General features: G+C 43.5%; 12 protein-coding genes. 7 read left to right on the top strand and 5 right to left on the bottom strand.

Going from position 1 to position 23,118, the window contains the following annotated elements; translation table 11 throughout:
- Positions 1–313: 313 nt before the first annotated feature.
- The 5 genes from BY457_RS01765 to BY457_RS01785 are packed head-to-tail and all read right to left on the bottom strand — an operon-like array spanning position 314 to position 8,555.
- Positions 314–2,611: a GH92 family glycosyl hydrolase gene (locus BY457_RS01765; protein WP_106151626.1), complete on the bottom strand. Its 2,298-nt coding sequence runs from the start codon at positions 2,609–2,611 to the stop codon at positions 314–316.
- 25 nt (positions 2,612–2,636) lie between these two features.
- Complete coding sequence (locus BY457_RS01770) at positions 2,637–3,353, bottom strand: copper homeostasis protein CutC (RefSeq protein ID WP_106151911.1); 717 nt, start codon at positions 3,351–3,353, stop codon at positions 2,637–2,639.
- A gap of 25 nt (positions 3,354–3,378) precedes the next feature.
- Positions 3,379–4,350 carry a glycoside hydrolase family 130 protein gene (locus BY457_RS01775; RefSeq protein WP_106151627.1) on the bottom strand — a complete coding sequence of 324 codons (972 nt, stop codon included), beginning with the start codon at positions 4,348–4,350 and terminating at the stop codon, positions 3,379–3,381.
- A gap of 5 nt (positions 4,351–4,355) precedes the next feature.
- Complete coding sequence (locus BY457_RS01780) at positions 4,356–6,194, bottom strand: sodium:solute symporter family protein (RefSeq protein WP_106151628.1); 1,839 nt, start codon at positions 6,192–6,194, stop codon at positions 4,356–4,358.
- Positions 6,195–6,221: 27 nt separating this feature from the next.
- The gene (locus BY457_RS01785) at positions 6,222–8,555 is read right to left on the bottom strand and encodes a glycoside hydrolase family 3 N-terminal domain-containing protein (RefSeq protein WP_106151629.1); all 2,334 of its coding nucleotides are present in this window, start codon (positions 8,553–8,555) and stop codon (positions 6,222–6,224) included.
- Between the two features lie 342 nt (positions 8,556–8,897).
- On the opposite strand from BY457_RS01785, the gene BY457_RS01790 reads away from it, so the two are divergent.
- The 7 genes from BY457_RS01790 to BY457_RS01830 all read left to right on the top strand — a co-directional run bounded on the left by BY457_RS01790 (position 8,898) and on the right by BY457_RS01830 (position 22,711).
- The gene (locus tag BY457_RS01790; RefSeq protein WP_114436644.1) at positions 8,898–10,166 is read left to right on the top strand and encodes an ROK family protein; all 1,269 of its coding nucleotides are present in this window, start codon (positions 8,898–8,900) and stop codon (positions 10,164–10,166) included.
- A 115-nt stretch (positions 10,167–10,281) separates the two neighbouring features.
- Positions 10,282–12,951: a transglutaminase domain-containing protein gene (locus BY457_RS01795; RefSeq protein ID WP_106151631.1), complete on the top strand. Its 2,670-nt coding sequence runs from the start codon at positions 10,282–10,284 to the stop codon at positions 12,949–12,951.
- 111 nt (positions 12,952–13,062) lie between these two features.
- Positions 13,063–14,529 (top strand): alpha-L-fucosidase, encoded by a 1,467-nt coding sequence (locus BY457_RS01800; protein ID WP_106151912.1) that lies wholly within the window; start codon positions 13,063–13,065, stop codon positions 14,527–14,529.
- Positions 14,530–14,757: 228 nt separating this feature from the next.
- On the top strand, positions 14,758–16,677 hold the full coding sequence (locus BY457_RS01805; protein WP_106151632.1) for a peptide-N-glycosidase F-related protein: 1,920 nt from the start codon (positions 14,758–14,760) through the stop codon (positions 16,675–16,677).
- Between the two features lie 875 nt (positions 16,678–17,552).
- A complete protein-coding gene (locus BY457_RS01820; RefSeq protein ID WP_106151634.1) occupies positions 17,553–19,862 on the top strand; it encodes a glycoside hydrolase family 20 protein in 2,310 nt (769 codons plus the stop codon).
- Positions 19,863–19,873: 11 nt separating this feature from the next.
- Positions 19,874–20,986, top strand: coding sequence for a carbohydrate-binding family 9-like protein (locus tag BY457_RS01825; RefSeq protein ID WP_106151635.1), 1,113 nt, complete (start codon positions 19,874–19,876; stop codon positions 20,984–20,986).
- 21 nt (positions 20,987–21,007) lie between these two features.
- Positions 21,008–22,711, top strand: coding sequence for an alpha-L-fucosidase (locus BY457_RS01830; RefSeq protein ID WP_106151636.1), 1,704 nt, complete (start codon positions 21,008–21,010; stop codon positions 22,709–22,711).
- Positions 22,712–23,118 lie beyond the last annotated feature (407 nt).

The following is a 23,118-nucleotide window of genomic DNA, read 5'->3' on the forward strand; positions in this document are numbered from 1 at the left end:
CTCTTAAGATACTGATTTTCAGGGATTTAACCTAATTTTTCAAGCATATATTTCATTGATTTTTAAATATTTACAAACAATAAATTGGGTTTTTTCAACCCTTAATTCGCATTACTAATTAATCCCCATCTATAAAGTCGGGAAAATTTTTAACTGAAACTGTGTCTGGTCAGAAAGTGCCAGTTGCATGGCTTGCGAAGCCGCCAAAAACGGAGTTTACCTGGGTAAATGAGTATTTTGGCGGCAAGCGTAACGACGCAAGTGGTACTTTATGGTCATACACTAATTAACTCCACACCTCACAGAAACACTGTCAGGGTAGCTCTTCAATGGGCCGGTTTTCCGGAGCAGTACCAAACTGCTTGTTGGGAGTATCGCCCATGGTCAACTCCAGAACTCCGCCATTCATAATTTCCTTGTAAGTGATATAACTTCTCTCAAGATCAGCACCATTGAGAGTTGCCGATTGAATGTAAATATTCTCTTTGCTGTTGTTATGCGCAATCATGGTAAAAGTTTTATCACCCGGAAGTTTCACCTCCGCTCTGTCGAGATCGGGTGAACCCAATACCATCACCGAACTGGAAGGATTCACAGGATAAAAACCCATGGAAGAAAAGATATACCAGGCCGACATCTGACCACAATCCTCATTTCCTATAATACCATCGGGTTGATCGGTGTAGAACTCATCCATTATGTGTCGGACTTTCTCGGCCGTTTTCCACTGCCGACCGGCAAATGCATACATATAAGCAGCATGATGACTGGGCTCATTGCCCTGTGCGTACTGACCAATAAGCCCGGAAATATCCGGAGAGGCTTCGGCGCCCATATCTCCGGACACCACAAAAAAGCTGTCAAATTTGGCTTCAAAAGCATCGTCTCCACCCATCAGATCAATCAATCCCTGAACATCATGGGGAACCATCCATGTATATTGCCAGGCATTTCCTTCGGTATAGTCGCCCACTTCATGAACTGACTGGAAGGGATTAAAGGGAGATTTAAACTCACCATTACTCATTATGGGACGCATAAACCGGGTTTCCGGATCGAAATACTTTTCGTAAGCTCTGGAGCGATCATGATAATAGGCTGCATTTTCTGAATCTCCCATCTTCTCAGCGAAACGTGCAATGGCCCAGTCAGAGATGGCATATTCCAGTGCCTTGGAAACCGACTCCTTCTCTTTATCGGCAGGAATGTACCCCTTCTCTTTCAGTTCATCCAGCCCAAACTCATCATTGTTAGAAGTTGCCAAAACAGCCTCAAAGGCAGTCTGTTCATCAAACCCGTCGAATCCTTTGAAAAAAGCATCCGAAACCACGGGAACCGCGCTGTAGCCTACCATACAATTGGTTTCATTACCCATTAGGTGCCAAACCGGTAATTTGCCCTGCTGCTCGTAAATAGCCAGCATGGAATTGATCATATCATTCACCTTTTCGGGCTGAACAATGGTAAAAAGAGGGTGATTTGCCCGGTAAGTATCCCAAAGAGAGAAAACAGAATAATTATTAAACCCGGGATTTTGATATACCTTCTTATCTGTTCCCCTGTAAGATCCGTCATGATCATTAAAGAGAACCGGAGCAATGAATGAATGGTACATCGCTGTGTAAAATTTGCGTTTGGTTTCAACATCCGGAACGTCGATCTTTATTTTTCCCAATTCATTGTTCCACTTCTCACGGGCTTCAGCTTTCACCTGAGAGAAATCCCAGTGAGGGATCTCACTTTCAATATTCTTAAGAGCTGCTTCGTGACTGACAGGAGAAATCCCCACTTTAAGCTGAATCGCCTCTTCTGCAGCCGTTGAATAAGTAAGCACTCCTACAACATCACGACCCTGTGCAAGGCTACCTTCAATTTCGCCCTGATCGGTATGTAAATCCAAATTATCGATAGGTCTGGAAAGCACAATGGCATAATAAAGTTCCTGATCCTCAGCCCATCCTTTTGAGTGCCGGAAACCTGCAAGAGTAGTATCGTTAATTTGTTCAAGACGAGTATCCACAGGAGCATCCCAGCCAATTCCCAATTCAAGATTTATGGCAATCCGGGAAGCATTGTTTTCAGGAAAAGTATATTCATGAAAACTCACCCGCTCCGAGGCGGTGAGTTTCACATTCACATCATAGTCCAGAAGATCCACCTCATAGTATCCGGGCTCCACCTTTTCGCGATCATGAGAATACATGGAGGCATATCCTGCCAAAGGCTCTTTGATCGTTCCGGGAGAAAAGAGGATGTCTCCGGTATAAGGAGAAATCAACACATCTCCCAGATCACCGATCCCTGTTCCGCTAAGATGGAGTTGGGAAAAACCGGTCATTATGCTGTCGGAGTAATGATAACCGGAACACCAGTCCCACCCCTTAATGTAATTGGTAGGTCCGGGCTGAACTGCCCCAAACGGAACATTTGCCCCCACGAAGACGTGTCCATGATAATCAGAACCAATGTAGGGATCTACATATTGTGCAAAATCATCCTCCACAACAGCTTCCTGTGGAGTAGAGCATCCCTGAATAACAGAAAGCCCGAGGATTGCCAGCAGCAAAACTCCCGGCTTTCGTATTTTTTTTAAAAGAAAAACTTGAAACATGGCTAAACAGTATTATGATTTATTTTTAATTTATTTCTTTTCTCATTTTCTGAATCTGATTCTCATCACAACTCACAGCTTGTCCAAATCCCAGCTCATCCGCCATTTTCGAATCATTGGGCAGGAACACCCGGGCAGAAGAGTGGATCTCATTGGCATCGGTTGCATCCATAATTTGCCTGATATTGTCAGCCCGAACCCCGGACCCCGGCATAATAGAAATTCGGTTGGCAGCTTTTTTCACCAGCTGTTCTATCAACTCCGGAGCATCCGTGGCCTTATCTTTTTGTCCTGAAGTCAAAATCCTTTCGCATCCGGCTTCAATAACATCCTCCAGTGCTTCAATCGGGTCGGGAGTCAGGTCAAACGCACGAATAAAAGTAACACCCATTGGATGTGCCAGTTCCACCAGCTGCTTCATTCGGATGACATCCACACGGTTATCGGGTAATAAAACTCCTGTAGCAATACCTTTGCAACCTGCATCTTTGCAAAAGAGAATATCTTCCTTCATCATTTCAAATTCATCCTCTGAATAGCAAAATCCACCACCCCGTGGACGAATAATGGGATATACCGGGATGTTGCATTTCCTGCAGGCTGCTTTTACCAAAGCAGGGTGAGGTGTTGTTCCTCCTTCCATCGGGTTACTGCAAAGTTCCAGCCGGTCTGCGCCACTACGTTCTGCTTTCAATGCCGCATCCAAAGAAAACACACAAACTTCAAGTATTTTTTTTCTCATCTCCATCATCTAAATTCAACCAGCATTACAAGCTGTTATTTTTCGTAAAGGCTACAATCTCATCGAGGTAACCAAAAGCCAGTCCTATCACCGTATCGGCAGCACCATAATAAACAGCCACCTTCTCTCCGTCACAAAGAGCTGCACAAGGGAAAATTACATTGGGCACATCCCCCGTCAGTTCATAAGTTTCGTTGGGAGCCAGTAAATATGGCTGTGTCCGGTAAAGCACCTTTGACGGATTCTCCGAATCAAGAATGGCAGCACCCATGGAATAACGGAAACCACGGCAGGTATTGATGACACCGTGATAAAAAATCAGCCACCCTTCATTAATTCTGATGGGAGCCGAACCAGCACCAATCTTTGTGCATTGCCAGGCACTGTCTTCAAAATCCGCCACTTTCATGACACATCGGTGCTCTCCCCAGTATTTCATATCGGGACTGTAACTGATGTAAATATCTCCAAAAGGCGTGTGCCCGTTATCACTTGGACGACTAAGCATGGCATAACGACCGTCAATTTTTTCAGGAAATAAAACCCCGTTGCGATTGAATGGGAGAAATGCATTTTCGCACTGATAAAAATCCACAAAATCGAAAGTGTAGGCAATACCAATGGTCGGCCCGTGATATCCGTTACACCAGGTCACCCAGTAACGATCTTCTATAAAGACCACCCGTGGATCGTACTTGTAATCCGAATCGATCATCTCCGTATTCCCGGGCTTCATATCAATGGGCGAATGATTGATGTCCCAGTTGATCCCGTCTTTACTGAATCCGGCATAGATATTCATCTGCACCGCCTTGTTGTCAGAGCGAAACACTCCGGCATAACCGTCTCCAAAAGGAACCACGGCACTGTTAAAAATGCTGTTGGAAGAGGGAATGTCATACCGACCAACTATCGGATTGCTGGAATACCGCCACATAACATCCTTGCTTTCAGCAGGACGTTCTTCCCAGGGAATTGAAATATCTTTTGCACTCATAAAACTCAATCAATATTTTTTATATGATCGTACCAGGTAAACTTTAATATTGCAGACGTTCCAACCAGTATTGCCAGCGAAATCCAGGCTGCCGCATATTCTCCCGAAAGAAAATAGAGCGGCAACACCACCATCGACATCTGCCAGGTGATACCAATCAGTACATTAAAACTGTCACGTTTAAAATCTTTATTGGGCATAAAAGACGGATCATCTTTAATAACCTCCTTTTTTACAGGTTCCCAAAATCCCCAGGGACGGGTTTGTTTATAGAACTTTTTCAGGACATCCATCTTTTCGGGTTTGGTAAGCAGGGTTCCCAAAACTGAGGCAGACATGGAAATCAGCAAAGTAACAGGAAACATATAAATATCAATGGTCCCGGGCACTATAATTCTGTAAATTGGGGGCACCACAACCGATGCGACCAGACCTCCCAACATCCCATAGAAATAGCCCATTCCGTTGAATCGCCACCAGATCCATTTTAAAACGTTTGCGGCAGCATAGCCTCCATAAAGAGAGGAGGTTATCCACAAAGTAAGACTATTCAGCGACTGGGCAAAAAGCCCAAAAATCAGTCCAATTATTACCAGCAACAAGCTGGACATATAACTGTAACGAACCAGTTTCTTATCGGAGGCGCCGGGATTCAGGTATTTCTTATACAAATCATTGATCAGGTAGGCAGGTGCGGCATTAATAAATGCAGCAAAAGTGCCCATGAAAGCTGCCAGTAAACCGGCAAGCAACAATCCTTTAATTCCTACCGGGATGAACTCCTGAATAGCCATGGGCAGTACCATTTCAAAATCCAGGTCAGCCCCCATCTTCATCAGCTCGGGTTTCAGATAAACCAGTCCCAGTACTGCAAGTCCGCCAATCATCAGGTAACGCGGGATAAAAAGAACCAATGAGGTCAGGCCACTCATCTTAGCAGCTTCTGCCGGAGTCCGGGTAGATAAGATTCGCTGCATATCATAACTTGGAACCGGCCCTGCAAGACTGGCAAAGACTCCTTTGAGAATCATCATCAACAACAACATACCAAACATTTCGTACCCGTCCTGATCTATTTTATCGTTAAGTTCAGGAAATATTCCCGACCAGTCAAGGCTCAGGTTCCACTCGGGCCACAGATTGGCCCACCCCTCGGGTGTGGCAGCTGCTATTTGGTCTGGTGTAACTTCATTAAATGCGATTACCCCGATGGAAACACAGGCAACCGTCATAATCAAAAACTGAAGGACCTCGGTACTTACCACACTATACATACCGCCTTTCATGGTATATATGGTAGTGATGGCAATTATTATCAAAGCATAAACCTGTTGGGAGGTAAGTTGCAGCCCCAGGATGGAGGCCGACAAATCCCAACTGAAAAAGGTGGTGGCAAACTTCCCGATGCCTTCTACAAAATAGGCAATAAATCCAATTACACTGACCACCGCAAAAAGTACCACGATAATATGTGACAAGCGTCCGCCCCGACCATCTCCAAAGCGGAAAGTGATCCACTGGGCCCCTGTCATGGTGTTGGATCGTCTCATCCAGACGGCAAGAAAAACCATCACAAATATCTGGTTCCAGACAGGCCACAGCCAGGGAATCCAGGCGCTCTTAAGACCATAAACAAAAACAATGGCCACAGTCCACATTGTGCCGGAGATATCAAACATTCCCGAAGCGTTTGATAAGCCCAGGTAGTACCATTTGATTTTATTCCCTCCAAGAAAATAGGCTTCCAGATCTTTGGATGCACGCTTTGACAGCCAGAAACCGATAAATAAGGTGAGGACTAAATAACCAAGAAGAATGCTTATATCTATTAGTGAGAGATTCATGAGATCCTTTAAAGGTTAAACTTATAACTAATCAACTTTAATTGTTCCTGACAACCTGATATCATCCGATGCTGCACCAATCATCAGTTGAAAGGTCCCCGGTTCCACTACCCATTCTTTTTTTTGATTGAGTATGGCAAGGTCTTTTTCATTCAAGTAAAAAGAAACCTGCTTTTCTTCGCCCTTCTTCAAGAACAATCTGTTGAAGTGTTTAAGCTGCTGAACAGGTTGAACAACTGATGCATATTCATCTCTCAGGTATAACTGAACCACCTCATCTCCATCAAAGTTTCCGGTGTTTTTCACTTTAAAGTTCACGACAAATTCCTCTTTCCCCACAGGAGCAACTTCAAGATCAGAATAGGTAAAAGAAGAATAGCTTAACCCATAACCGAAACTATAAAGTGGTGTTGCAGATAACTCCACATAGTCATGCGGTCTGGGATTCTTTTTATTATAATAAATTGGAACTTGTCCAACATCTCTTGGGATCGATACGGGCAATCGACCTGCAGGATTATAATCCCCAAAGACAACATCAGCTAAGGCATTTCCACCCTCTTGTCCCGGATACCAGGCACAGATTAAAGCATCGGCATTTTCCGCAGCCCAATTCATCTTCATAGGACGACCCTGAATGTAAACCACCACCAGAGGCTTACCGGTTTTCTTTAACGCTTTCAACAAGTCCATCTGTTTGCCGAGCAAATCCAGTGTTGCCCTGTCAAAACCCTCACCTGCATCCATGTCACTAACAGATTGATTATTGGCAACTGCAGCACCAGTCTCCAAATACTCAGTTTTAAAGTCCCTGGCACTAGAACCTCCAACCACAGCAAGAATAACGTCAGAATGCTCAGCCGCCTCCACTGCCTTATCAATATTTACATTGCTGGTATCGCGGATTGCACAACCTTTAACATACTCAACCTGTTCGGGTGATAATTTATTCAATATTCCTTCCAATATAGTAACCACATTGTCAGAATCCTGAGGAGCTGTGTAATCACCCAGCATATTGTATTGGTTGTCCGCATTGGGCCCAACAACCAGAATTTTCCCCGGATCCCTCTTTAAAGGGAGAATCTCATGCTCATTCTTCAGCAGCACCAATGTATTTTGTGCTACTTCTCTGGCCAGGGCAATATGTTCGGGACAACGAACCATTCTTTCAGCCTTTCGGGGATCAACATAAGGATCATCAAACAATCCCATTTCAAATTTCAACCTTAATACCCGGGCGACCGCTGTATCAATCAATGACTCCTTCAATTCCCCGGCATTTACCGAGTTCACAAGGTTCACAAAGGCATTAGATCCAAGATCAACATCAACACCCGCTGACAAAGCCATATTGGCAGCCTCCTGAACAGATTTGGCAACATAATGTGAGCCATGCAATCCTTCAATACTCGCAAGATCCGAAACGACAAAGCCGTTAAAACCCCATTTATTTCTTAGAACATCTGTTAAAAGGTAACGATTTGATGTGGAAGGAATACCATCTATGGAGTTATAAGAAGTCATTACCGACAAGGCCCCTGCATTAATAGCCTCTTTAAAGGGAGGCAGGTAATTTTGCATAACATCCAACGGGCCTATCGTTGTTATACCGCCATTTTGACCAGCCTCTGGAGTTCCATAAGCCAAAAAGTGCTTCAATGTTGCAATCAGACCATATTTATCATGCAGACCATCACCAGCCATTCCCCTAACCATAGCTGCCCCCATAATTCCGGCAAGCACGGGGTCCTCCCCATAAGTCTCCTCAACTCTGGACCAACGGGCATCACGTACCAAATCTAAAACAGGTCCATAACCAATGTGTCCTCCCTGGAGGCGGACTTCCCTACCAATAACCTTACCAACTTCTTCAATTAATTCAGGAGCCCAGGTGGACGCAAGACCTATCCCGGTTGGAAAAACAGTAGCCCCGATAGCCATATGTCCATGAGGAGCTTCTTCTGCCAGAAAAAGAGGGATTCCCAAACGGGTTTCCTCCATGGCATACTTTTGAATAGAATTGGCCACTTCAGCTGCCAATACCGGATTTAAACCATTCCTCAAAGTTTTTCTGGTCCATGGATCTGCCCGGAAAGTAGCCCACAACATTCCAGTATGATTCTGTTTCAAACTTTCTTTAAATTGCATTGAAACTTCCACCCCTTTCCCATTCTTCTCATACATTGGCCATCCGAGAGGGCAAAGCAGCTGTCCAACTTTTTCTTCCAAAGTCATTCGGGATAGTAAATCCTGAGTTCTCTCTTCAACACCATTGGAAGAATTTTTATAAACCTGCCCGGACATTACGCCAACACTCAGGCTCAGCAACAATGTCAAAAATATCTTCTTATTCCTCATTAATAATTTCTTATCCGGATTCTTAGAATAAATGTATTAAACACTATTTTTTATACTTTTAAAAAAATAGAAAAAACAGCACTGTTCTTTAATTTAAAAAATTGACAATGCACGCTAAACCACCTCCCATGAACTCTACATCATTTTCGATAACAACCGCTCTTTCATATTGGCACAACCAACATGCATTTACATTTTGCGGTATTTAGAATTTATTACCATGCGAATATACAAAAAATAACACAACATCATTTTCTTTTGGTATTTTTTGATAAAAGTCTTGCAAGAAAGAAAAAAAATAGTGTGCTTTGTAAAATCTAATTCACTATGTTGCAAAATAAAATGGAAAATATATTACTTAACAGTTTCTTATTTAAAACACTCTCCAATATTGAGAAGAAAAAATATAACTTATTGGTCAGAGTTTTAAAGTACCTTTATTTTAAAGGCCCAAATCCCGTTGCCGACATCTGCAGCCACCTCAAGATCAGCTCTCCAAATGGGAATGCCATTTTGGGAATGCTCATGGATCACAACCTGATAGAAAAAAAAGGCTATGGGCTTTCCAAGGGAGGCCGCAAACCCGAATTGTATGGTCTGAAAGCAGATGCCTTCTATACTGTGGCAGTGGACATGAACATCCACAAAACACGGTTAACCATTTTTGACAGCGAGAATAAGCAAATCTCGGAAACATTTATTTTCCCCCTTGAAATGGACAGTGAGTTGACCACATTAAAAAAACTCACGTCACAAATAAAGAAATACATACAAACAAAGGATATTGAGTCCTCAAAAATTATTGGCGTAGGAGTTAGCATGCCCGGACTGGTAGATTCACAAAACGGGTTTAATTATTCTTACTTCAATTATGGAGAAAAATCATTTAGAAAGCTCATGCAGGAAGAATTGGATCTTCCTGTTTTCATAGAAAATGATGCAAAGGCAGTGGCATTAACTGCATGGCGCTTCGGAGCCGCCAGAAATCAACAAAATGTGTTGGTATTATTGCTGGACTGGGGTATTGGTCTGGGAATGATCTTAAACGGGAAATTATACCGGGGGGCCAATGGGTTTGCCGGAGAATTGAGCCACATTCCCATGGTGGAAAACGGGGCTTCATGTATATGCGGAAAAAACGGGTGTCTTCAAACTATCGCCTCAGGTTCTGCACTTGTGGCCAAAGCCCGGGAAGGAATCATGGCCGGAAAAAGCTCTCTAATGTCCCATTATGCCGCCGAGAACATTGAAGATGTAGATATGACAACTGTTGTAGAGGCCGCCCTTCATGGAGATCAGTTTGCCATCAACCTGCTCTCAGAGGTGGGTGAACATCTTGGAAAAGCCATCGCAATTCTCATCCAGATTTTTAATCCCGGAATGATCATCCTGGGAGGTAAAATGGCAGAATCGGGACAATACATTACCATTCCTGTACAGAAGTCAATCAACACCTATTCTATGCACAAAATCAGCGAAGGAGTTACCATCAAAAACTCTGAGATGGGCAAAGAAATAGGCTTAAAAGGGGCTTTGGCTGTAGCCATGGAAGATGTTTTTGATGAATTGGCAGGATTACACAGCAAGAAAAAAGGTAAGATTCTTGTCTGACACCTGAACAAAACATTTTACAATTAAATAAAGCCTATTGAAGAAGCCATACCCAACAACGGGTTCAAAGAATTGGATGGCTGACCATTGGTTTTAAATTCAAACACAATTTGGTATGTTCATTAGAGTTTCCATATTGCTTATTTGCACCCTTATTATATCGGGATGCCAAACCCACGACACACTGACAGTGGATAAAAAAAAAGCACTGGAAATAAAACAAAAGAGTGAAGAAACCCAAAATCTGGCATCTGGCAGAAAAGATAAACTCTTCAACTTTGAAAATGAAAACCTCTCTCATTCCGAAAAGCAGGCATTAGACTTTCTCTATGCATGGATGCCCCTCAGCGACCTGTCAAACCATACGGGAGATTTCTACCTGCAAAACGTTCGCTATGCGCTGAAAGCAAAGAATACACTTCCATGGGGGAAAAACATTCCGGATAAAATTTTTCTGCATTACGTCCTGCCCCACCGGGTCAATAATGAATATACCGATACTTCCAGAGTCGTTTTTTACAAAGAACTTAAAGACCGGGTAAAAAACTTGTCTTTAAAAGAGGCGGCCCTCGAAGTTAACCACTGGTGTCAGGAAAAAGTAATCTATCATTCCACCGACGAGTACCGCACCAGCGCCCCGTTAAGCACGGTCAAGACAGCCTATGGACGTTGCGGCGAACAGTCCACTTTTACAGTCGCCGCCATGCGTTCTGTAGGTATTCCGGCCCGCCAGATTTACACACCTCGCTGGGCACACACCAACGACAACCACGCATGGGTGGAAGTATGGATCGACGGCAATTGGTACTTTATGGGAGCCTGCGAACCCGAACCCGAACTAAACATGGGATGGTTTGAAAGTCCTGCTACCAGAGCAATGCTTACCCATCATCGAACATATGGACACATTTCTACCAGTGAAGAGATCGTCACTAAAAACAGGTACTATACAGAGATTAATACCCTTGAACATTATGCTCCGACAAAAACAATATGGGTCAAAGTACAGGATGAGGATCAAACCCCCCTTAAAGATGCGGTTGTAAATTTTCAGCTTCCCAATTTTGCTGAGTTTTACAACATTGCAAGCATTCGCACCAACAAAGACGGAATAATTGAATTTACCACAGGACTGGGCGATCTGATGGTGCAGGTCATTCATAATCAGCAATATGCCTGGGAGAAACTTCCCGTGCCCGAAACAGACACACTCCTTGTCACTGTCAGCAACAACAGCATGCCAGCTGCCGGAACGCTAAGGGAGTTCTTGATAAATACACCCCAACCATCGTCCACTGAAGATCACAGCAATGTTGACAGAACCGGACATGCACAGCGATTAAAACAGGGAGATTCTATTCGCAATGCTTACGTCAGCACCTTCATTGATTCTCTGACATCACTGAAAATCAGCAAAGATTTGGAGATCGATCCAACGCATACCATTACCCTGTTTAAACAAAGCAGAGGTAACTGGGACATCATAAAGCAATTTTTGGAGTACGCTGCCCCCATTGATAAACAAAAAGCATTGACCCTTCTTTCAGTGGTTTCTGACAAAGACCGGCGCGATACCCCCCTTGAGGTATTTACAGACCATTTTGATCATTCCATCAATGAAGAAAATATCGATCCGAAAATCTTCAGGAGTTACATTCTGAACCCGAGAATCGCCAATGAAAAAATTTCCGCATACAAAGCTTTTATCCGGGATTATTTTGACGATCAGTTTAAAACCAAGATCCAATCGGATGTCTCTGTGTTAGTTGACTGGATTCACCACAATATTGAAGTCCGGGATTCTGCAAACGCATGGGGAGTCCCTCAGCTGCCTTCCGGGGTTCTTGAATTGAAAGTTGCGGACACCAACTCCAGAAATATCCTGTTTGTCGCTATTGCACGGAGCTTTGGTATTCCTTCGAGAATTAATCTGATTGATAAAGAGCCCCAGGTTCTGCTGAACAATAAATGGACAGATGTTGATCCGGACAATAACAAAGTGGGCAATTCCCCCAAAGGGGTTCTGAGACTGACGTTTGATGCCCCGCAGGAAAACACTTCCCTTCCAGAATATTACAAAGATTTCACACTCAACCATTTTGAGGAAAATCAATTCAAGACACTGGACTTCAGCAACACCGATGTTTTGAACAAATTCCCGGCGTCAATTCAACTTGACGAAGGCTTGTACTCTTTGGTAACTGTCAGAAGACTACCCAATGGATCATCAAAAACCAGACGCTTATTTTTCGAAATAAAAGCAGAACAAAATCAGGAAATTACCATTAAAATCCCTGAAGAGAGTGAAAATGAAAATACTTTGGTAAGGGAGATTCCCATCAACCTTAACCAGTACGTAAAATCATGGGATACTTCTGAAAAAATTAATGTGCAATCATTACACAGTGAGTCTGGACTCGTCCTTATATGGATTGATCCTGCCCGGGAACCTTCCAAACACCTGCTAAACGATCTGATCAGACTAAGAAGCAATTTCAATAACTGGGATGGAAACATTCTTCTCCTGACAGACCATGATAAAATCACCCCGGCCTTTTCCCCAGGCGAATACCCCGGATTACCCACCCGAACTGTTTTTGCCACCGATGACTCGGACTGGCTTTCAACACTTAACCAGGACGTCAAAGGCATTCGAAAAAATGAGCTACCCGTTGCCCTTGTCATCAATGGTGACAAAGAGATTATATATCACTCTTCAGGCTACAGAATCGGTATTGGAGATGATGTACTAAACCAGGTAGTGACGGGATGTGCAATACCATAAATCCTGAATATTTAATAAGCATTCTTCATTGCCCCTCAGATTAAAAGTCCCTAATCCCAACCTTATAAAAACATGGAGAAATCACGTTTTCTAAATTCAACTATGTCAAGCATGAAAAATCTACTCCTTACAACAATGGTCATACTCTTAACGGCCTATGCACAAGGCCAGGCAATATATGAAGACGAACGATACGTCCCGGAAACAGACCCACTGGTACTGGAAAAACTGGAACAATGGAAAGACTTTAAGTTCGGTCTGCTAATGCATTGGGGCCCTTATAGTCAATGGGGAATCGTTGAATCCTGGAGTATATGTGCCGAGGATGAGGGTTGGTGTCGGCGTCCACATGAGGATTATATTGCATACAAAAAAGAATACGAAGGATTAAAAAAAACTTTCAACCCCGTAAATTTCAATCCGGACAAATGGGCCAAAGCAGCCAACGATGCAGGAATGAAATATGTTGTTTTTACTACTAAACATCATGATGGATTTTGCATGTTCGACTCCAAATATACCGACTACAAGGTAACTTCCGAGGAGTGTCCGTTCCATACCAACAAACGTGCAAATATTGCAAAAGAAATATTTGATTCATTCAGGAAAAAAGATTTTTGGATTGGAACCTATTTCTCAAAACCGGATTGGCACAACAATGATTACTGGTGGAGCAATTTTGCCACCCCTGACCGCAATGTCAACTACGATCCGGAAGAATATCCTGAGAAATGGGAATCTTTTGTTCAGTTTACCCACAACCAGATTCTGGAATTAATGACCGACTATGGAGACATTGACATTCTCTGGCTTGATGGAGGATGGGTCGCAAAAAAATCTCCCCAAACCATCAAAGAAGCTTATAAACGCAAGATTGATAGCAATGAATCGGGTTTTATTAAAGCCCAAATAATAAATCAGGACATCCGCATGGATGAGTTGGTGCAGAAAGCAAGGAAAAAACAACCTGGTCTCATCGTAGTGGATCGGGCAGTTCATGGTAAAAACCAAAACTATTTAACCCCGGAAAACCGTGTTCCGGAAAAGCCACTCCCTTATCCGTGGGAATCCTGCATAATTTCAGGAGGGGGATGGTCATATACTCCTGATGCAAAATACATGAGCGGTCAGGAGGCCATCCATATGCTCATCGACATTGTAGTTAAAGGAGGAAACCTGCTATACAATATCGCCCCCGGACCGGACGGTGACTGGCAACAGGGAGCTTACGACCTGCTGGAAGACATCGGTGACTGGATAAAAGTTAACGGAGAGGCCATTTACGGAACCCGCACCATGGAACCCTATAAAACAGATAACATCGGTATTACCGAAAAAGAGGGAACTGTTTATTTTCTCTATTTAGACGAAAAGGGTACCAATCAGTTGCCTCCATCAATTTCCATCAACACCCATTGCCCTGCAGAAGGGGCAATGGTATCCCTTCTTGGAACCCAGGAGCAATTGGATTGGGAAAAAACTCAGGAGGGTTTTACAGTCAACATTCCTTCTGCTCTGCAAGAAAATCCACCCAGTAAATATGCCTGGGTAATCAAGGTTACAAAAATCGCAAAGTAGAATCTCTTTTCACACACACTCAACTTGAAGATGCAGGTTTCGCCTTCTGATAAGAGAAGCCGGAACCTGCTTCACAAGAGCATCTTAATGCTGAAAAATAAAACAGCACCAATTTGACTAAATTCTATACCGCCACTAAGCGACTCTCTCCCGCCCCATTTTGCAGTTTATTTCAACACCCCTTCCCAATCATTTTAGAAAACAAAAACAGAATAAATCACTTCAACGATGAAAAAAATATTTTGGAGTATTTGCACGCTCGCTCTGACACTTGCTTTTTCAGACGCAAAAGCTCAGGAGGTCACCAATATGACGACCCACGATCACATCACCATCACTACCGATGTCTCGCAGGGCACCAATTCTTTTACCGGATGGGGGGTATTCCCGCATCAACAGGAAAGCATTCGTCGCATCAAAATGCAGGTAACTCTGGGGCATCCGGATTCTCTGGCTATTGCCCACTGGGATTACCTGGACTTTATCAACATCAAAAAAACGGGAGGAAATTCAGGACAAACACGCGACATCGAGCTCGGACGACTGATAACTCCTTATGGAAGCAGCTTCACCAAAGACTGGAGTTACACATGGGAAGTGGATGTTACTGATTTCTCTTCAATGCTGCGCGACAGTGTACTGATTGAATTTGTCCATAATGGCTGGGAGCCCGAGAAACTGGGATGGGAACTGACGGTTAACTTTGAGATACAGAAAGGGCCGGAAATTGCAAAGCAAATTAAGTTCACAGAGTTATACAAAGGAGATTTTCCTTATGGAAATATTGATGACCCTGTAGAGAACTATCTTACACCCATATCATTCCGCTTTGAGGAGCAGACCGATTTCGGAAGAATAAGAATTCAGCATACCGGACATGGCTTTGGAAAACCCGACCTCTGCAGTGAATTCTGTACCCGCTGGCGCGAAGTGGTTTTCAACGACCAGGTAATTGACAAGCGTCACCTGTGGAAAGAGTGCGGAGACAACCCGTTATATCCCCAGGGAGGCACCTGGATTTTTGATCGCGGACACTGGTGCCCGGGAGATCTGCAGGATCCGGATGTATTTCAAGTGCCCGCCAAAGAAGGAACCAACTCCATTGACATCGATATGATGCCCTATGTGGACTCAATAGGCGAAGTGGAAGGGCGTGAAATAGTAACTGCTTATCTGATTGAGTACGCTGCTCCCAACAACAAATTTGATGTGGCCATGGAAGAAATCATGGTGCCCAATAAAAAACAAAATTACGGACGTATGAACCCGGCGGTCTTTGAACCGGTAATTCGTTTCAGAAACCTCGGTAGTGAACCACTGAAAGAACTTAAAATCAAATACGGAACTGAGGGCTTCAAGCCAAAAACCTTCAAATGGACAGGAAACCTCAACTTTAGCGAAGAGACAACGCTTTACCTCCCGGAGATGGCACAGTTCAATGCTGGACAAAATACCTACAGTGTTGAGTTGCTGCGTCCAAACGGAAAAAAAGATCAATGGCAGGGGGACAATCAAATGAAATCGGTTTTCCATGCTCCCAAACAGTTGCCCACAGAATTTGTGGTTACCTATAAAACCAATAACAACCCCGAAGAGAACCACCTGTTTCTGATCAATGCGAAAAAGGACACCCTTTATCAAAGGATGCCATCAGAATGTGAAGCCAACACACTTTATCAGGACACCTTGAGGTTAGATGCCGGACTTTATGAGTTCGAGCTAACCGACTCCGCAGGGAACGGTCTTGAATTCTGGGCCCAGCCGGAGGCCGGATATGGATATCTGCGCTTTCTGGATATTGAGGGGAACATTCTTCATCACTTTATAAGCGACTGCGGCAATGGCCGGTTCCTGTCGTTTGAAGCTACAACGGATGCAAAAAAAGACACAACCGTTTCTCAAAATGCCTTTTTCATTTATCCACGTCGCACAAAAGACAAACTTGAGCTGGATGCTTTTCTTGAGAAACCCCAAACCATGAGAGTACAATTCATGTCTGATGGTGTAGCTGTGGAAACACATGAATATTCCAACTTTAAACAGGGAACTTTTGAGTACTCTCTGAGTTATCTGCCAGCCGGACGATATGTTGTGGAGATATACGTGGACGGTAAGTTGGTGCATAAAGACCGGATCAACAGAGATTAATTAGTTTCTGTCCATAAAGTACCACTTGCGTCGTTACGCTTGCCGCCAAAATACTCATTTACGATTAGTAAACTCCGTTTTTGGCGGCTTCGCAAGCCTGGCAATTGACACTTTCTGACCAGAAACAATTTTTGCTTAGTTTATTGACGGACTCTAATTAGACCTTCATATTCAATTATTACCACTAGTAGTACGTTCGAAAAATGGTATTTCAAATATTTTGCTTTCATTTTTTCTTTCTGCAAGGCAAAATTTTGAAGCATAGCCATAGTTTTAACGATGCAGAATGGGAAAAGGGATGTAAAATATGAAATAGTATTTTGTGATCGCACTACTAGTGTCCGGAAAAACTATTTTTTCCAAAGAAGATTGCTTCGCTCTGCTCAATTAAATTTTGAGGCAGAATGTGAATATGACAGATCTGGGAGATCCCTGGAAGGGGCCGATTTGAATCGAAAATCGACGACAGTCAATAAACCCGGGTGGTTAACCCGGGGTTGGCATAACAAATGAATCAGATCCCCGAATGGGGGGGGCAATTATTAATCATCTGATTTTTTGCCTGTTACAAAGACCTGTCATTGGTAACGTAGTGAAGCAATCTCAATTTCTTAACCGGACTCCAGTAAAATTTCATCCTAATGAAACGAGCATGCCAACGATTGCCTCAAAAGAGAATGTAAACAATCAACCATGCGAGTTCCATCAGACCAATAACTTAGATAAATTATTTACTGATGAAACGAGCATGATATTTTTTAAATATAAATCACAAGAGAACATGTTTAAAAAATATTATGCGAGAGCGAAGCGGTTCCATTCGTTCTCAAATTTTTAATTAGTTTTTTATCAGATAATTACAAAATTTTAAACGAATGAAACCAACAATCTTTATAATAGCCATATTGCTCAGTTCCCTCCAGGGCTACAGTCAGGAATCACCAGACATCATTCCAACACCCGTGAAGATGGAAGTTAATGAAGGCACATTTCTTATTGATGCCAGGACAACCATCCAATACGATAAAAAGAAGAAAGAGCTGGGTGAAGTTGCAGAGTTCCTTACCAGGTACATCAGGGATATTTCGGGAATTGAATTGTCCCACAACGCCAAAGACAATAAGAAAATTATTTTCAGAGAATCAAATGATGACACACTGTTAGATGAAGGATATCATCTTCAGGTCACCCCTCAGAGCATCATCATAGAGGCTGCCAACCGCAAGGGAATTTTTTACGGCATACAATCCATACTCCAAACGCTTCCCGCCATCCGGACCAATGCCTCACTGGAGATCCCGGCCATGGAAATAACCGACTACCCCCGGTTTCAATGGCGGGGGATGATGCTGGATGTCAGCAGACATTTTTATTCGCCCGAAGCAGTTAAACAATACATCGACCTGTTGGCTACCTATAAATTCAACACCTTTCACTGGCATCTGGTAGATGATCCGGGCTGGAGGATTGAAATAAAAAAATATCCAAAACTCACCGAAGTTGGAGCATGGCGTGTAGATCATCTCGACAAAGTATGGAGCGAACGCCCACCTGCTCAGGAAGGCGAAGAAGCTACGTATGGAGGATATTACACTCAGGAACAAATCAAAGAAATTGTTGCCTATGCACAAAAGCGCAACATCACTATTGTCCCCGAAATTGAATTGCCTGCCCACTCGGTTGCAGCACTGGCAGCCTATCCCGAATATTCCTGCACCGAAGAGCCCCAATTGGTAAATACAGGAGGTATATACCCAAAAGGAATCCAGAGTGCCTATTGTCCGGGAAAAGACAAAACATTTGATTTTCTGGAAGACATCTTTCTTGAAGTATTGGAACTGTTTCCTTCAGAATACATACATATCGGAGGTGACGAACTGGACAAATCGCAATGGGAAAAGTGCGATGCCTGTCAGTCCCGAATTAAGAAAGAAAATCTGGAAAACGAAGACGGCTTACAAAGTTACATGGTCAAAAGAATCGAAAAATTCCTGAATGCACACGGACGAAAACTCATTGGGTGGGATGAAATCCTGGAAGGAGGCCTGGCTCCCGGCGCCACCGTAATGAGCTGGCGCGGTGAAGCAGGCGGTATCAAAGCTGCCCAAATGGGACATGATGTGGTGATGACTCCCGGCTCACCCTGCTATTTCGACCATTATCAGGCCGGGCCCGAAGGAGAGCCGGCAGCCATAGGAGGTATGAATACCCTTAAAGATGTCTATGAATATGAACCCATCCCGAAGGAACTTAATACAGAAGAAGCACAATATGTGCTGGGAGCCCAGGCAAATGTATGGACGGAATACATTGCCACCCTGTCGCATCTCGAATATATGGTTCTCCCTCGTATGCTGGCATTATCGGAGGTGGTTTGGTCGCCTTCAAAACATCGTGACTGGGAAGATTTTAACAAACGACTGCGCGGTTGGCATTTCCGGGCATTCGATCAAAAGGGATATCATTACAATAAAGGAAACAGCAAAGTGGTGATTACACCCCAATCTGTTGATGGCAAACTCCTGGTGGAACTTGAATCCGAAATCGTAGGGGCAGAAATTGTTTACACCCTGGATGGTTCCCGGCCGCAAAGAGACAGCCAAAAGTATTCAAAACCTGTCGAAATCAGAGAATCATCCACCATCAAAGCATCCACACTGCTAAATGGAGAAGTACTCGGGATGGTACCTGCATCACAGTCTTTTGAAATTCACAAAGCGGTTGGACAAAACGTCGATTACAAAAATCCTGTGAGCCGGTATTATATGGCCGATGGACCCAACTCCTTAACCGATGGTGTTCGGGGTACCTTCACAGTAGGAAAATACTGGCATGGATTTCACGCCACAGATATGATCGCCACCATCGATTTAGGGACCATCACAGACATCAATCGTTTATCGGTGGGAATCTTGCAAAAAAGAAAAGACTGGATATTTCCGGCCTCTTCTGTAACATTTGAAATTTCTACGGACGGGAAAACATTTTCCCGAATGGAAACTGTGGATTTGCCGATAAAACGGGACAATAAAGAAAACAAAATCCTGAATTACACCACTGATAAGAACACCTCTAAAGGCCGGTTTATCAGAGTAACTGCCGAAAATTTCGGAGTTTGCCCGGCAGGACATCCGGGAGAAGGAAAACCCACCTGGCTTTTTGTTGATGAAATTGTTGTTGAATAAATCCGGAAAAAATGAAATTTGTATTACTCGCATTTACACTTATTCTTTTGACCGCCTCAATTCAGGGAAAAACAAAAAACAAATACTGGCACAAAGATGCACCCGTACCTGAATTAAACCGGGAAAAATATGTTTGTTACCGTACATCTGACTCCATAAATATTGATGGAATTCCGGATGAATACAGCTGGACAAAAGCAGAATGGTCCGGTGAATTTGTGGATATCAGAGGGGCTGGATTTCCCACCCCTGCTTATGCAACCAGAGTCAAGATGCTCTGGGACGACAACTATTTTTACGTAGCCGCACGTCTGGAAGAACCTCATATCCAGGGAACCATCACCCGACATGATGCAGTTATTTTTCGTGATAACGACTTCGAGGTTTTCATTGACCCATCCGGCGACACACACCTCTATTACGAGTTGGAAATAAATGCACTCAACACCATCTGGGATCTCCTACTGGTCAAGCCATACAGAGTTGGCGGGCCTCCAATAAACAGTCTGGAATCTCCCGGGATAAAAACAGCAGTTCACATCAACGGAACTTTAAACCATCCTGAAGACAAGGATTCCTGCTGGTATGTGGAGATGGCCATCCCCCTTGCCACCCTCGCCGAGCTTGACGGAAAGAAAAAACCTACAGAAGGAACCCAATGGAGGGTTAATTTCAGCCGTGTTCAGTGGCACACCAGATTAGTGGATGGCGTCTATGAGAAAATAACAGACCCCGAAACCGGAAACCCACTGCCTGAAGAAAACTGGGTATGGTCTCCGCAGGGAGTAATCGATATGCACCGACCGGAGACATGGGGATATGTCCAGTTTTCGGAATCAGAGTCCGGAGCCGGAAGCTCAAAATTTGAAAATCGCTTAGAAGAAGAGACCAAATGGGCCCTTAGGAATATTTTCCTGGCCCAAAGAAAGTATCATGGCCTCCATGGTCATTTTGCCGATTCTCTAAATCAGCTCAGAGAGGTGGGATTTAATACTGATGCGTTAAATGAATCTTATGAAATTCGCACGGGATGGCACACCTTTGAAATAAAATCATCCCTAAGCAACTCCGACTGGTTCATCAACCAGGAGGGCCGGGTGTGGTCAGCAAAAATGAATAACTAATCGTTCTTAAAACATTCAGCTATGATTCGCAAATCAACTCTGTTTTTAATATCTCTCCTCATGGTTTTATTCACCGTTGAGGCACAAGAAACAAAAGAAGAAAAGGCCGATAGAATGGAATGGTTCAAAGATGCCAAACTGGGTATTTTTGTTCATTATGGGATTTATGCCGTAAATGGGATTGATGAGTCCTGGTCTTTCTTCAACGGATATATCTCCCACGAGGATTACATGAACCAGCTTAACGGATTTACCGCTTCCAACTTCGATGCCGAACGATGGGCTAAACTTTTCAAAAATGCAGGGGCTAAATACTCGGTCATCACCACCAAACATCATGACGGGGTGGCTCTCTGGGATTCAGAAACAGATCACTACAAAGTGACAAAACACACCCCTGCAAAAAAGGATCTGATAACCCCCTTTGTCAATGAACTTCGTAAAAACGATCTTAAAGTGGGACTCTATTACTCACTAATAGACTGGTCGTACCCGGATTACCCGGCATTCAAACGCGACAGCGTCAGATATTCGAACAATCCGGAGCGATGGGCCCGTTTTGTGGACTTTTACTTCGAACAACTGGATGAACTCTCCTCCACATTTAATCCCGATCTTTACTGGTTCGACGGAGACTGGGAACATTCTGCCGACGAATGGAGGTCAAAACAGGTAAGAGAAAAGTTGTTTTCCTATAACGAAGGGGTAATCATTAACAGCCGACTCAATGAATATGGCGATTACATGACTCCGGAACAAGGAGTCCCGGTGGCTCAGCCCGAAAACCCATACTGGGAACTTTGCCTTACCATGAATGACAGCTGGGGATATCAGCACAACGACCACAATTATAAAACGCCTTACCAACTGCTGCGAACCTTTGTGGATTGCATCAGCAAGGGAGGAAACCTGTTACTGGATGTTGGTCCTATGCAGGATGGTACGATCCCAAAACCACAAATCGAAATCCTTGAAGAGTTCGGCCGGTGGACAAGCAAGCACAGTGAAGCCATTTACGGTACCAGAGAAGGTCTGCCCGAGGGGCATTTCAATGGCCCCACGGCCCTTAGCAAGGATCACAAAACACTATACCTGTATCTGGATTACACTCCTGAAAGCCCCATTTTTGTGCATGGCATCAACGGGAAAGTTGAGAATGTAAGATTGGTTGGCAGGAAAACCAAAATCGATTATCAATATAATCAGGAGCAGGCCAACCTGGCGGTTAACATTCCATCAGAAGTATGCGATCCGGCAATCACTGTTATTGCAGTTGACTTTGCTGATCAGGTAAAACCCGGAGAACCGGAGACCAATCAGGCAATGGAGGAATTCGCTAAACTTGCGAAAAACCAGGCATGGAACCAAAAACACCTCCCCCTGATGGGAAAAGTAAAACCCGGCATCTCTACACAGCATTTTGCAGGAAACTCCCTGTTGTCTAAAGATGAAAACATTTTGTATCTCCTGCTTGATGGAAAACCAAACGGACCGCTAATGATTAAAGGGTTGCGCAATAAGATAAACCGCATCTGGGTCGTTGGCAACGCCACTAAATTATCACACCAAATTCTTGGAAAACTGTATTGGAGTGATGTTCCTGGAATTGCCTACATCCCCGTTCCTGAATCTGTACTTGATCCGGAAGCTACAGTCATAGCCGTTTTGCTCGACGGCCCCGTGTCCCTGTACACTGAAGAAGGACAAGTAATTGAAAGTAATTAAATATGGACTATTCCTAAGGTTTGGTTATGAGCTTCTTTTGTCATCATGAGTGCCTACCTCAAAAGAGAGTAGCGCATAATGCGGAGATGACAAAACTGACTCATCCCTACAAGGGGCAAACGTGAATCGAAAATCAACGTCAGTCAAGAACCCCGGTTGCAAACCCATATCATAAAAAACTTCCTCAATCAGAAGTTTAGCTCCTGACATACAAACAGTTAACAATAAAGCAAAGGCAAAACAATAGTTAATTTTTGTCTTTTATTGTAGTTTTTTGTATTAGCCATTGTTCGCTAAACAACAAAAACAAACAAGAATAACCCGACCAACAAAAGAAACTTTTGTAAAAAAATAATAAAAGAATGTGCAAAAGAAATAAAAAATAATACATTTGCACAATATAAAAC

The organism is Marinilabilia salmonicolor (genome assembly GCF_003003035.1).
Classification (GTDB): domain Bacteria; phylum Bacteroidota; class Bacteroidia; order Bacteroidales; family Marinilabiliaceae; genus Marinilabilia; species Marinilabilia salmonicolor_A.